The sequence below is a fragment of the Micromonospora sp. NPDC049089 genome (assembly GCF_040648775.1).
Lineage (GTDB): Bacteria > Actinomycetota > Actinomycetes > Mycobacteriales > Micromonosporaceae > Micromonospora.
Genome location: NZ_JBEZEH010000040.1, coordinates 1 through 13,712 on the forward strand (window position 1 = coordinate 1; position 13,712 = coordinate 13,712).

Below are 13,712 nucleotides of genomic sequence, written 5' to 3' on the forward strand. Positions count from 1 at the left end.
TGTGTTGGTGGGGGGGGGGGGGGTGGCTGTTGGGGGGTGTGCCCGCCGCCGCCGCCCCCCGGGGCGCGGCCGGGGGGGGGCGGGGGGCGGGCCCCCCCCCCCACGGCCGTCGTCGTCACCATGGCCATGATCGGCGCCGGCATGATCGGCGCTTCCCTGAAGACCACGCCCACTCCCCGGCCGCCACAGCCGCTGGCCCAGGCGGGCCCCGAGCCGACCGCGCCGGCGAGCACCGCCGACGATGCCCCTCCGGTCGACGGGCAGCCGGTCGACGGACAGCCCGTCGGTCAGTCGGCGGTCGGGTTGGCCCGGTCGGCACCGACGAGCATCGAGATCCCCCGGATCGGCGTCAACGCGACGATCATGTCGTTGGGCACCAACCCGGACGGCACCGTCCAGGTCCCTCCGCTGGACAAGGCCGACCAGGCCGGGTGGTACGAGCCCGGTGCGAGCCCGGGCGAGACGGGTAACGCGGTCATCGTCGGGCACGTGGACTCGGCGGTGCTGGGCCCGGCCGTCTTCTTCGACCTCGGCGCTCTGACCCCCGGCGACACCGTCACAGTGCGCCGCGCCGACGGGGTGCCGGCCACCTTCACTGTCGACTCGGTGAAGTCGTACCCGAAGACGGCCTTCCCCACCGAGTTGGTCTACGGACCGAGTGACCGGCCCGGCCTGCGGGTGGTCACCTGCGGCGGCCAGTTCGATCAGGCCGCGAAGAGCTACCCGGACAACATCGTCGTCTTCGCCACCCTGGCGGCCTGACCGACGACGAACGAACGCGGTCCGGCCGGTCGGGGTGACGCGACCGGCCGGACCGCGTCCGGCGTACCTGACTCAGGCTGCCGCGGAGGTCCGCACCAGGGTGCGGATCTGGCGCAGCAGCACCGACAGGGCGGCGAGATCCGCCCGCGACTCGTCGAACTCACCCATCGCCCGTCGGGCGCGGTGGATGGAGGTGGCGTTCGACTGCTCCCACTGCTGCACCCGCTCGTGCGGCGGCAGGTCGCCCGGGGTGGAGTCGAGCACCTCCGCGGTGAGCGCGGCGAGCGCGGCGTACAGGTCGTACCGCAGCGCCATCCGCGCAAGGGTCTGCCAGCGGTCCTCCCGCGGCAACAGGGAGATCTTCGACAGCAGCGAGTCCACCCGGAACAGGTCGGACAGCACGAAGTAGACCGAGGCCACCTCGCTGACGTCCCGCCCACTGGCGTTCGCGGTCTCCACCACGTCCATCAGACCGAAGCTGTACATCAACCGGGTGGCCCGCTCCGCCAGCTCGCGGGGTAGCCCACGCTCGGTCATCGAGTCCATGTGCGCGGCGATGCCCTGGCGCTCGTTGCCGTAGAACAGTTCTTCCAGCCCCGGCAGCAGCCGGGTGACCCCGTCGCGCAGCCGGGCGATCTCGGCCGGTACGTCGATCGGCGAGCGCCGGTTGGAGACCAACCACCGCACCGCGCGGTCGAGCAGTCGACGGGTGTCCAGGTAGACGCTGGTCTGTAGCTCCGGCGCCACCTTGTTGTCCAGCGCCTCGACCTCGTCCCACAGGTCGCGTAGGCCGAACACCTCGCTGACCACCACGTACGCCCGGATCACGTCGGCCGCGCTGGCCGCCGTCTCCTCGACCACCCGGAAGATGAACGAGATGCCGCCCCGGTTGATCGCCTCGTTGACCAGCACCGTGGTGACGATGTCCCGGCGCAGCCGGTGCCGGCCCATCCGGTCGGCGAACCGCTCGCGCATCGGCGTCGGGAAGTAGTTGACCAGGACGTCGGTCGTCCACTCCTCGTCGGCCAACCCGTCGGTGAGGATCTCCCGCTCAAGGACGATCTTCACGTACGCGAGCAGCACGGCGAACTCCGGCGCGGTCAGCCCGGACTCGCTGCGGACCGCCAGTTCCTCGTCCGGCGGCAGCGCCTCCAACGCGCGGTCCAATCCGCCCGAACGCTCCAGCTCGTTGATCATCCGACGGTGCACCGGGAGCAGCGAGGCGGCCTGGGCCTGGGCGTTGTTGATCGCCCGAGCCTGGTCGTAGTTGTCGCGCAGCACCAGCTCCGCGACCTCGTCGGTCATCCCGGCCAGCAACTCGTCCCGGTCGGCCATGGTCAGCTCACCATCGGCCACCGCCGTGTTGAGCAGGATCTTGATGTTCACCTCGTGGTCGGAAGTGTCCACCCCGGCCGCGTTGTCGATGAAGTCCGTGTAGATCCGGCCACCGGTCAACGCGTACTCGATCCGGCCGAGCTGGGTCCAGCCCAGGTTGCCGCCCTCGCCCGCCACCCGGCAGCGCAGGCTCCGCCCGTCCACCCGGATCGCGTCGTTGGACTTGTCGCCCACCTCGGCGTTGGTCTGGGTGGAGGCCTTGACGTAGGTGCCGATGCCGCCGTTCCAGAACAGGTCCACCGGAGCGGTGACGATCGCCTTCATCAGGTCCTGCGGCGACAGCTGCGTGACGTCGTCGTCCAGGCCGATCGCCGCCCGGACCTGCGGCGTGATCGGGATGGACTTCGCGGTACGCGGGAAGATGCCGCCACCTGCCGAGATCAGCTCCGGGTTGTAATCCTCCCAGGAGGAGCGGGGCAGGTCGAACAGCCGTCGACGCTCCGTGTACGAGGTGGCGGCGTCCGGCTCCGGGTCGAGGAAGATGTGCCGGTGGTCGAAGGCGGCCACCAGCCGGATGTGCTCGGAGAGCAGCATCCCGTTTCCGAACACGTCGCCGGACATGTCGCCGACGCCGACCACAGTGAAGTCCTGGGCCTGGGTGTCCAGACCCAGCTCACGGAAGTGCCGCTTGACCGACTCCCAGGCGCCCCGGGCGGTGATGCCCATCTTCTTGTGGTCGTAGCCGGCGGATCCGCCGGACGCGAACGCGTCGCCCATCCAGAAGTTGTGGGCCTTGGAGATCTCGTTGGCGATGTCGGAGAACGTCGCGGTGCCCTTGTCGGCCGCCACGACCAGGTACGGATCGTCGCTGTCGTGCCGGACCACGTCCTCGGGCGGCACGATCTGCCCGCTGACGATGTTGTCGGTGACGTCCAGCATCGCGCCGACGAACTCCTGGTAGCAGGCGACCGCCTCGTCCCGGTCGCCCGGCTTTTGCTTCAACACGAAGCCGCCCTTGGCGCCGACCGGCACGATCACGGTGTTCTTCACCATCTGCGCCTTGACCAGGCCCAGCACCTCGGTCCGGAAGTCCTCCCGACGGTCGGACCACCGCAACCCGCCCCGGGCCACCGGCCCGAACCGCAGATGCACACCCTCGAACCGCGGCGAGTAGACGAAGATCTCGAACTTCGGTCGCGGCGCGGGCAGGTCCGGAATGGCCTGCGGGTCGAGCTTGAACGCCACGTACGCCTTCGGCCGCCCGTCGGCGCGCTTCTGGTAGAAGCTGGTCCGCAGGGTCGCCTCGATCAGCGTCAGGTACGAGCGCAGGATCCGGTCCTGGTCCAGGCTCGCCACGTCGTCCAGCGCGCCCCGGATCGTCTCCACCAGCTCACCGCTGCGCTGCTGGCGCTGCTCGGCGCTCAACTCGCCGGGCGCGAACCGGGTCTCGAAGAGCTCCACCAGCAACGCGGCGATCTTCGGGTACGCGATGAAGGTCTGCTCCATGTAGTCCTGCGAGAAGACCGTGCCGGCCTGCCGCAGGTACTTCGCGTACGCCCGCAGCACCACCACCTGCCGCCAGGTCAGCCCGCCGCGCAGCACCAGCTCGTTGAACCGGTCCACCTCGGCCTCGCCGCGCCAGGCGGCCGCGAAGGCGTTCTCCACGTGCGGGCGCACCTCGGCCAGCTCGTGATGCCCCTCGGGCAGCATGAGGCCGAAGTCGTACAGGTAGACCCGACCGTCGATCCGGTCCACCTCGTACGGGTGCTCGTCGACCACCCGTACGCCGAGCGAGTGCAGGACCGGCAGTACGGCGGAGAGCATCATCGGCTCGCCGTACCGGTAGACCTTGAACCGGACGTCCATCGCCTCGGCCAGGTCGGCTCCCGGCACCCGGGTGCCCGGCCGCGGCGCCAACTGCTTGCGGAACAGGTGCATCTCCAGCTGGCCGGGCTCCTCCAGCAGCTCCAGCTTCGCCAGGTCCTTCATCGCCTCGTACGGCGTGTGCCCGTCCTTGTAGCCCTCCGGGAAGGCGTCGGCGTACCGGGTGAACAGGTGCTTGGCCTGCTCGTCGCCGAGCTTGCGCTCCAGCACCAATCGGTAGTCGTCGTCCCACAGTCGGGTGGCGTCGGCCAACTCCTCGGCGAGCAGGTCGGCGTCGATGTCGCCGGGTGGCCGCGTCGGGTCGGTACGGACGATGAAGTGCACCCGAGCCAGCATCGACTCGGTGACCCGGGTCGTGTAGTCCACCCCGACACCGTTCAGCTCACGCAGCAGGATGTCCTGCATGCGCAGCCGGTTCTGGGTGGTGAACCGGTCCCGGGGAAGGTAGATCAGGCAGGAGATGAACCGCCCGTACGCGTCCCGACGCAGGAACACCCGCAGTTGCCGGCGGCCGGCCATCCGCAGCACGCCGACCACCGCGTGGTACAGGTCGTCGGTCTTGATCTGGAACAGCTCGTCGCGCGGGTAGGTCTCCAGGATCTGGATCAGATCCTTGCCCGAGTGGCTGCGCTGGCTCAGACCGGAGCGGTCCAGCACCTCGGCCACCTTGCGGCGTACCACAGGCAGCTCGCGGACGCTGGTCCGGTAGGCGGCCGTCGAGAACAGCCCCAGGAAGCGCCGCTCACCGATCACGTCACCGGCGGAGTTGAAGATCTTGAAGCCGATGTAGTCCAGGTACGCCGAGCGGTGCACGGTGGCCCGGGAGTTCGCCTTGGTGATGATCAAAAGGCGCTTCTCCAGCACCTTCTCGTGCGCCTCGGGCGTCATCGAGGACAGCGACCGCGCATCCGGTGAATCGGAGCGCAGGATGCCCAGACCGGTGCCGAGCACCGCCTCCAACGCCTTGCCGTCGACCGGGTCGGCGGCGTCGCCGCCGTCGGCGTCCACCAACCGGTACTCGCGGTAGCCGAGGAAGGTGAAGTGGTCCTGGGCGAGCCACCGCAACAGCTCCACCGAGTCGGTGATGTCCTTCTCCGGTACCGGTGGGCGGTTGTCGGAGGTACGGGCGGACGCCAACTCGTCGGCGAGTGCGAGGGCACGCTGACGCATCTTCGGCCAGTCCTCGACCGCCTCCCGCACGTCGGTGAGCACCCGCTGCAACTCGCGGCGCAACCGGTCCCGTTCGGCCGCGTCCCGGACCGGGTCGATCTCGATCCGCATCCAGCTCTCGATGATGTCGCCGGCGATCGCGTCGTCCGGTTCCACATCCGCGGAGACCTCGGTGAGCCGGCCCAGCGGCTCCCGCCGCACCACCACCAACGGGTGCACCAGCAGGTGCACGTCGAGGTGGTACGAGTTGAGCAACGCCGTCACCGAGTCGACCAGGAACGGCATGTCGTCGGTGACGATCTCGACGACCGTGTGGTGCTGGTCGGCGTGCGGTTCGTGGATCCGCAGCTTCAACTCGCCCGGCACCCGCTGCTGGGCGAGATCCCGGTGCGCCCGGGCCGCGTCGAGCATCTCTTCCGCCGTGAAGCCGACCAGCTCCTCGTCCGGGGCGAACCGCCAGAAACGGCCGACAAGTGTCGCCGCGTCGTGGTCGTCCCCGGCGAGCGCGACGGCCTGGGCCACCAGGCGCTCCGCGTTGGGAACGGGTTCGTCGAGCTCGGCGTCCTCCACGTCGTCGGCCAGCGCCTCGGCTGGCAGACCCAGATCGTAGATGGTGTCGATGCTCGACCCGGTCAGCCCGGTGACTCCCGTGTCGAGTCGGCCGTAGCCGTCCCCGTCGGTCGCCGAATCGAAGCTGTCATCGTCCCGGCCGGAGTCATCCTGCCGGAGGTCGGGTTCCGGTTTGATCGCCGGACGCCGGTCCATCGGTGCCACTCCCCTCGACCCACCGCGTTGTGGGTCACTCTGCCGCCCAGCCTAGGCCCTGCCGTTGTGCGCCTTCGTCGGCGGACCACTGGCCAGACGTCCGGATCGGGACTTTGTCCTTTCACCCGTTGCGGGTCCGAGGTTGGCCGGCTGCGGGATACCCCGCCACGCGATGTTCATCACACGGGTAGGGCTCGTCTTTGAGCGCGGCCGAGCACCTGCGGGACGTTGGGGACGGCGTTCCCGTACTACCGTGCGAGGGCAGTCCGAGATCGGAAGGACCAGCTTCATGCCCTTGTCGTACCCCCGGCCCCACCGGCCGAACCCCGCCCGCCGGCTCGCCGCCGGCCTCACCACGGCGCTGCTCGCGGCGGGTGTCCTCGTCGGTTGTTCCGGTGACGACGGGCCGCAACGCACCGTGGACGCCTTCCTCGCGGGCTGGCGCAGCGGCGACCTCCAGGCGGTGGGTCTGATCGACCCGCTCGGCTCGAAACTGCCGTCGGCGGACGTCGCACGTGAGATCAAGGAGCTCTCCGGTGAGCTGGCGGCCACCCCGCCCACGCTGACGCGTCGCGGCGAGCCGAAGATCACGAAGGACATCGCGACCACCACCGTCCAGGTGGAGTGGGCCCTGCCCGGTCAGACCCGCTGGGCGTACGACAGGGAGGTCCGGCTCGCCCACGGCGACGACGACCAGTGGCAGGTGATCTGGGAGCCGACGGTGGTGCACGAGCAGCTCACCAAGGGTGACCGGTTGGCGCTGCGTCGCGACGCCGGTGCCCGCGCCGCCGTGCTGGACAACGCCGGGAAGCCACTCGTGACCCCGCGCACCGTGGTTCGGGTGGGTGTGCAGCCCAACGGGGTCGCCGACCTGAAAAAGCTCGTCAAGGACCTCGACGCGGCGTTCAAGGCCATTCGCCCGGCTCTGGTTCCCGGCGTCGACCTGGCCGATCTGCCCGAGAGGGTGGCCAAGGCCGAGCCGGGTGCCTTCGTCGAGGTGGTGTCGCTGCGCGAGGAGGCGTACCGGCAGATCAAGCCCCGGATCTACGACCTGCCCGGCACGAAGTTCGTCACTGACAAGCTCGACCTGGCGCCCACCCGCGAGTTCGCCCGTGCGCTGCTCGGCACCGTCGACCCGGCGCAGGCCGACGACCTCGCCGCGCATCCTGACCGGTACGTCGTCGGCGACCTGGTCGGGCACGGCGGTCTACAGGGCCGCTACGACGAGCGACTGCGCGGCGGCCCCGGGCTGACCGTGGTGGTCGAGCGTCCGGCCGAGGGCGGCAAACTCGAACCCACCGGCGCCGAGCTGTTCCGCCGGGAGCCGCAGCCCGGGCAGGCGCTGAAGACCACGCTGGACGTCGCCGTCCAGAACGCGGCCGACGGGGCACTGCGCGCCGAGCCCCGCCGCTCCGCCCTGGTGGCGCTCCGGATCAGCGACGGCGCCGTGCTCGCCGCCGCGAACGGCCCCGGTCCGGCCGGGCAGAACCTGGCCTTCGACGCCCAGGTGCCTCCCGGCTCCACTTTCAAGATGGTCAGCACGCTGGGCCTACTGGACCGGGGCGCGGTCACGCTGGACGGGCCGGTGGACTGCAAGAAGACCTTCACCGTGGACGGCAGGTCCTTCAAGAACTCGGACAACTTCGAGCTCGGCTCGGTGCCGTTCCGCACCGACTTCGCCAAGTCCTGCAACACGGCGTTCGCCGCGCTGGCCCCGAAGCTCGGCGGCGACGGGCTGGCCGCAGCCGGTCGTTCGCTGGGCCTGGAGGGTCAGTGGGACCTCGGCACGGACGCCTTCACCGGCAAGGTCTCGACGGGCGGCAGCCTCGCCGAGCAGGCCGCCGCGTCGTTCGGGCAGGGCACCACGTTGGTCAGCCCACTCGCCATGGCCGGCGCCACCGCCGCCGTCGCCCGCGGCCGCTTCGAACAGCCGAAGCTGCTGATCGACCCGGCACCGGCCAAGCCGGCCCCGGCGGGCGAGCAGCTCAAGCCGGAGTCGGTCGCGGCGCTGCGCACGATGATGCGCGAGGTGGTCACCGCCGGCACCGGCAGCGCGCTCAAGGACGTGCCGGGCGAGGTCTACGGCAAGACCGGCACCGCCGAGTACGACGACAACCCGGCGCACACCCACGCCTGGTTCGTCGGCTGGCGGGGCGACGTGGCGTTCGCCGTCTTCGTGGAGAAGGGCGGGGCCAGCACCGCCTCGGCCGTCCCCATGGCCGAGCGTTTCCTCCGCGCTCTCCCCACCACCTGACCCCACACCTGGGGGCCCGCCGGGCTCCCGGCGCCTGGCCTTGATCCACTCGGTTTCGCTGAAACTGCGGTGTCCGAGCCACTCGGACACCCCGGATTCCCTGAAACCGAGTCGATCAAGGCCCTGCGGCCGAGGGCCGGGTCAGGCGGTGTCGGCCTCGTGCCTCTCTGGCGTGTTCTGGGTCGACGGGGTGGTGCGTCGGAGAAGACCTGGACCGGCCGACGCCGGCGGGCCGACCGGTTCGCGCTCGACCAGGGACGCGATGCTGGCCGCGACGCCCGACGGCTCGGAGTGGGCCCGCCCGCCAGTGCCGGGTGACTCCCCCTCGACAGGGACGTCGTACGGCACCGCGCTCACCGACGGACCGACGCCGGGGACACCGACGTCGGCAGGGCCGTCATCGGCGGACCCGAGCGCAGCAGGCCCGCTATCGGCGTGGTCGATGTCCGCAGGGTCGATGTCAGCGGGGAATTCATGCCTCGCAACCCGCTCAACGCCGTCGTGCCCGTCAAGCACAACCAGCCCGTCGAGCCGCTCGGCCCGGTTGGGACGCTCGGCACGGTCGAGCCGCTCGGCACGGTCGGAGCGATCGGTGGTGGCGGTCGAGGTCCGGCCGTTGCTGCGCCGCGGGGAGGGCGTCGGCCGTGCCGCCAGCAGTCGGGGCGGCACTGCCTCCGGGGCGGTCACCGGCGCCAGACCGGCGACCACTGTGTTGACGATCTCGGCCGCGTACGAGCCGTCCGGGTCGTAGTCGGGGTCGAAGACGGTCAGCTCCACGCCGAGGCAGTGCGGGGTGTCGACCAGGCCGGCGAGCAGGATCTCCAACTCGGCGAAGGCGATTCCACCCGGGTCGGGGGCGTCCACGGCGGGCATCACCGCCGGGTCGAGCACGTCCACGTCGATGTGCACCCAGTAGCCCGCGCAGTCGGCGAGTTGCTCGTGCGCCCACTGGGCCGTCCGGGCGGCGCCTTCGGCGCGCAGCGCCGGCACCGGTCGGGTGGTGATCCCGGCGGCCTGGAGGTCGAGCCGGTATTCGTCCTGGGCCCGGATGCCGAGCACCACCACGTCGATGTCACGGAAGTAGGGCCGGCGCCCCTCCAGCGCGGCCAGGTCGGCCTGCCCTCGCCCGGTGACCAGAGCCAGGTCCTCACCGGCTGCGGCCCCGACGTAGGAGGCGTTGCCGGGGTGCCGGAAGTCGGAGTGCCCGTCGACGAAGACCAGCCCGATCCGCCCGCCGACGGCCTCGCCGAGGCGGTGCATGGCCAGGGCCGAGCCGAGGAGCACCGAGCAGTCGCCGCCGAGCACCACCGGGAACTCGCCCCTGTCGATGATCGAGCCGATGCGCTCGGCGAGGGCCAACGAGTAGTCGGCGATCTCCCGGGCGTGGCACACCCCGTCGCCGGGCCGCCAGTCGCCCGGGTCGTACCGGGCGGGGGTGACGCAGCCGGCGTCGCGGGCGCGGAGCCGGGCCAGCAGGTCGTGGTCGCGCAGCGCCCCGGGCGCCTTGGCGCAACCCGGGACCGACGTGGGCGTCGGCGGCCGTAGACCGAGATTTGCCGGGGCTCCGTGGACGGCTACCCGGCGCTAGGTGTCCCCCCGTCCAGGGTGGTCGGGCGGGCCGGCCGCACCGCCGGCCCGCGCTGGCGTGCTACGAACTCAGAACAGGGCGCTGGCCAGAGCCCGACGCGCCGAGGCGACCGCCGGATCGTCCGGGCCGGCAATGGAGAAGAGCGAGACCAGGTGCTGGCGAACCGTCTCACGGTCCTCACCGGCGGTGCGCCGGACCAGACCGACGAGCCGGGCGTACGCCTGCTCGGCCAGGCCGCTGAGCACCTCGATGTCGGCGGCCAGCAGCTGGGCGGCGACGTCGTCGGGGGCGCTCTCGGCGGCGGCCAGCGCGGCGGACGGGTCGGCGCCGGCCACCCGGCGGGCCACTCCGACCTGGGCCAGCCCCGCCGTGGCCGCGGCGTCCGCCGGGGCGTCGGCGAGGATCTTCCGGTACGCCTGCTCGGCGGCGTCCAGATCGCCGCTCATCAGCGCGTCGTCCGCCTCGTCGAGGCGGGGGTCCTCCGGCTCGGCGACTGCCACGCCGCCGGCCTTGAGCACTGCCTGGATCCACTGCCGCAGCTGAGCCTCGGGAACGACTCCGGAGAAGGCGTCGACCGGCTGGCCGCCGACGACCGCGTAGACCATGGGGATGCCCTGCACCCGGAACATCTGGGCGATTCGGGGATTTTCCTGCACGTCGACCCGGGCCAGCACCCAGGTGCCGCCGCCCTCGGCGTTCAGCCGCTCCAGGACCGGGGCGAACTCGTCGCTCTCCGGGAAGCCGGCCGCGCCGAAGAACACGACGACGGGCGTGGCCATCGAGCGTTCGAGCACGTCGGACTGGATTGTCGCCTCGGTGACGTCCACGATGGCGGTGTCACCGCCGGCGGTGGGCGCGCCGGGGGCGCCGTTGGACGGGCCGCCCTGCGGGGGCGTGCCGGGGCGGGTACTTGCTGGTGCGGGGCCACGCAGCGTGCTGAGGTCAACCGCGCCGCGGGTGAAGATCGACGAGGTGATCCGTGGGTCGCTCATGGTTACCTAGTCTCGCACGTGAGCCCGGATTCTCAGCTCACCCGCAACCCCGACGTTGCAACTCTCACGCCCCACGCTCCACCCCCGCGATCTTGCACTTTCTGTCGCCGCTATGCCGCATTCATGCCTTATGGCACCGCAGAAACTGCAAGATCGACGGGAGTGGGGGTTCAGGGCTGGGGTTAGAAGCGGGCGGGTTCCCGGTAGGTGCCCCACTCGGCTCGCAGGGCGTCGCAGATCTCGCCCAACGTGGCCTCGGCACGCACCGCGTCGAGCATGGCGGGGATCATGTTCTCGTCGGTACGGCTCGCCGCGATCATCCGGGTCACAGCGGCGCGCACCGCCTCCTCGTCCCGCCCGCTCTTGCGCTCGGCGAGCACCCGGCGCTGCTCCAGCTCCACCTCGTGCGAGATGCGCAGGATCTCCAGCTCCTTGGCGACCGTGCCGGTGTGGCAGTTGACCCCGACGATCTTCTTGTCGCCCTTTTCGAGGGCCTGCTGGTAGACGAAGGCCGACTCGGCGATGTGCCCGGTGAACCAGCCGTCCTCGATGCCGCGCAGGATGCCCGAGGTCATCGGGCCGATCTGGTGCGGCCCGTCTCCGCCGAGCTGCCGGATCCGGGCGAAGATCTCCTCCGCCTCGGCCTCGATCTTGTCGGTCAGCGCCTCGACGTACCAGGAGCCGCCGAGCGGGTCGGCAACGTTGACCACACCGGTCTCCTCCATCAACACCTGCTGGGTACGCAGGGCGATCTCGGCCGACTCGTCGGTGGGCAGCGCCAGGGTCTCGTCCAGCGCGTTGGTGTGCAGCGAGTTCGTGCCGCCGAGCACCGCCGCGAGAGCCTCGACGGCGGTCCGTACGACGTTGTTGACCGGCTGCTGCGCGGTCAGCGACACCCCGGCGGTCTGCGTGTGGAACCGCAGCCACAGTGCCTTCTCGCTGGTCGCGCCGTAGACGTCACGCAGCCAGCGGGCCCAGATCCGGCGGGCGGCGCGGAACTTGGCGATCTCCTCGAAGAAGTCGAGGTGCGAGTCGAAGAAGAAGCTCAGCCCCGGCGCGAAGACGTTCACGTCCAGCCCACGCGAGAGACCCAGCTCGACGTAGCCGAAGCCGTCCGCCAGGGTGTACGCCAGCTCCTGCGCCGCAGTCGAGCCGGCCTCGCGGATGTGGTAGCCGGAGACCGACAGCGGCTTGTAGCGCGGGATCTCGGCGGCGCAGTATTCCATCAGGTCGCCGATCAGGCGCAGGTGCGGCTCCGGGTCGAAGAGCCACTCCTTCTGCGCGATGTACTCCTTGAAGATGTCGGTCTGCAGGGTGCCGTCCAGCTTGGACAGGTCGGCGCCCTGCCGCTCGGCGGCGACCAGGTACATGCAGAACACCGGCACGGCCGGGCCGGAGATGGTCATCGAGGTGGTGACGCCGGCCAGGTCGATGCCGTCGAAGAGCGCCTGCATGTCCGTGGCGGTGTCGATGGCGACGCCGCAGTGGCCGACCTCGCCGAGCGCCTGGGGGTCGTCCGAGTCGCGGCCCATCAACGTCGGCATGTCGAACGCCACCGAGAGCCCGCCGCCGCCGGCGCCGAGGATCATCTTGTAGCGCTCGTTCGTCTGCTGGGCGTTGCCGAAGCCGGCGAACTGCCGAATGGTCCAGGTCCGACCGCGGTAGCCGGTCGGATACAAACCCCGGGTGTACGGATATTCGCCCGGCCATCCGATCCGTTCGAAGCCCGGATAGGTGGCGCCCTCCGGCGGGCCGTACACCGGCTCCACCGGCATGCCGGAGAGCGTGGTGAAGTCCGCGTCCCGCTTGCGCGCGGCGTCGTACCGGGCCTGCCAGCGCGCCCGTCCGGCGTCGATCTCGTCGGCGTCCATGAGCAGGGCTCCTCCTCGGGTCCTCGACAGCACGTCGAGTGTAAGGCCCCTACCTGAACGATCGCTAAGTCACGCCCTACCCGCGGGTAACAGCAGGCACGGCGTCGATCGCGCCGCGCACCTCTCAGGCCGGAGGCGTGGCGGGGGTTTCGCCGAACGCCATGTCGTCGACCCGGATGTTGACCTCATCGACCCGCAGCCCGAACGCCTCGACCGCCTCGCTCACTCGAGCGCGCACCTGACCGGTGACCTCTGACACCTGTCGACCGGCCTGGATCACCAACACCAGGTTGACCACTGCGGCGTCCTCGGTGACGTGGGCCGAGCAACCCCGCCGGGCGTCACCCACCTGCTCCAGTCCGACTCGGTCGAGAACCGCGTTGAAGAACCGGGCGACGTCCCCGCCCAGGTCGGCCACGCCGGGCACCGCGCGGGCCGCCGCGACAGCGATCTTCTCGATCACCTCGTCGGCGACCTGCGTCGTCCCACCAGCCGGCACCGACGCCCTGGTCAGCCTCTGTGTTGCTTCCAGGTCCACAGTCGCTCCCTGCTCCTCACACCACCGAGTAAGCCGTCAGGTTGTTGGGCAGCTACGCCTCAGGCCCCGGCTGCCGCGCCTGGCTGGTTCAGCTCGATGTCGTCCACCGTGACGTTGACCTGGGTGACAGTCAGGCCGTACTTCTCCACCGCCTCGATCACCGCGGCCCGCACCGCCTCGGTCACGTCCGCCACGACGTGCCCGGCGTCGATCACCAGGACCACGTTGATGACGGCCGAGCTGCCCTTCACGTCGGCAGAGACTCCCCGGCGGGCGTCGCCCACCTCGTCCAGGCCGATCTTGTCCAGGACGCTGTTGAAGAAGCGGGACACGTCACCGCCGAGATCGGCGACACCGGGCACCGCGCGAGCGGCCGCTCCGGCGATCTTCTCCACGACCTCGTCGGAAACCGACGTGACACCCCGGGCCGCACCCGTCGCGGGCTGCGCTGCGCCGGCGTTCTCCACCGCTTCCGTCATGATCACATCTCCCCTGGTCCCGGTGCACTGTGGACCGACCGGCTCGTCAGCCCGTTTCGCGGCAGCTTGCTGCC

7 protein-coding genes and 1 pseudogene are annotated in these 13,712 nt (G+C 70.8%); 2 read left to right on the plus strand and 6 right to left on the minus strand.

Going from position 1 to position 13,712, the window contains the following annotated elements:
* Positions 1–120: 120 nt before the first annotated feature.
* Positions 121–762 carry a class F sortase gene (locus AB0B48_RS09910; protein ID WP_357198573.1) on the plus strand — a complete coding sequence of 214 codons (642 nt, stop codon included), beginning with the start codon at positions 121–123 and terminating at the stop codon, positions 760–762.
* A 72-nt stretch (positions 763–834) separates the two neighbouring features.
* Here AB0B48_RS09910 and AB0B48_RS09915 read toward each other — a convergent pair whose 3' ends face one another.
* Positions 835–5,916: an NAD-glutamate dehydrogenase gene (locus AB0B48_RS09915; protein WP_357198576.1), complete on the minus strand. Its 5,082-nt coding sequence runs from the start codon at positions 5,914–5,916 to the stop codon at positions 835–837.
* Positions 5,917–6,205: 289 nt separating this feature from the next.
* Here AB0B48_RS09915 and AB0B48_RS09920 point away from each other — a divergent pair, with 289 nt between their 5' ends.
* Positions 6,206–8,170, plus strand: coding sequence for a penicillin-binding transpeptidase domain-containing protein (locus AB0B48_RS09920; protein WP_357198578.1), 1,965 nt, complete (start codon positions 6,206–6,208; stop codon positions 8,168–8,170).
* Between the two features lie 618 nt (positions 8,171–8,788).
* On the opposite strand, the pseudogene AB0B48_RS09925 reads toward AB0B48_RS09920, so the two are convergent.
* The 5 genes and pseudogenes from AB0B48_RS09925 to AB0B48_RS09945 form a co-directional block, all read right to left on the minus strand.
* Positions 8,789–9,754: pseudogene (locus AB0B48_RS09925) on the minus strand (arginase family protein); the annotation flags it as partial.
* A gap of 72 nt (positions 9,755–9,826) precedes the next feature.
* A complete protein-coding gene (locus tag AB0B48_RS09930) occupies positions 9,827–10,750 on the minus strand; it encodes a tetratricopeptide repeat protein (protein ID WP_357198581.1) in 924 nt (307 codons plus the stop codon).
* Positions 10,751–10,932: 182 nt separating this feature from the next.
* On the minus strand, positions 10,933–12,621 hold the full coding sequence (locus AB0B48_RS09935; protein ID WP_357198584.1) for a methylmalonyl-CoA mutase family protein: 1,689 nt from the start codon (positions 12,619–12,621) through the stop codon (positions 10,933–10,935).
* Positions 12,622–12,745: 124 nt separating this feature from the next.
* Positions 12,746–13,159, minus strand: coding sequence for an Asp23/Gls24 family envelope stress response protein (locus AB0B48_RS09940; RefSeq protein ID WP_357198587.1), 414 nt, complete (start codon positions 13,157–13,159; stop codon positions 12,746–12,748).
* Positions 13,160–13,218: 59 nt separating this feature from the next.
* The gene (locus AB0B48_RS09945; RefSeq protein ID WP_357198590.1) at positions 13,219–13,638 is read right to left on the minus strand and encodes an Asp23/Gls24 family envelope stress response protein; all 420 of its coding nucleotides are present in this window, start codon (positions 13,636–13,638) and stop codon (positions 13,219–13,221) included.
* Positions 13,639–13,712 lie beyond the last annotated feature (74 nt).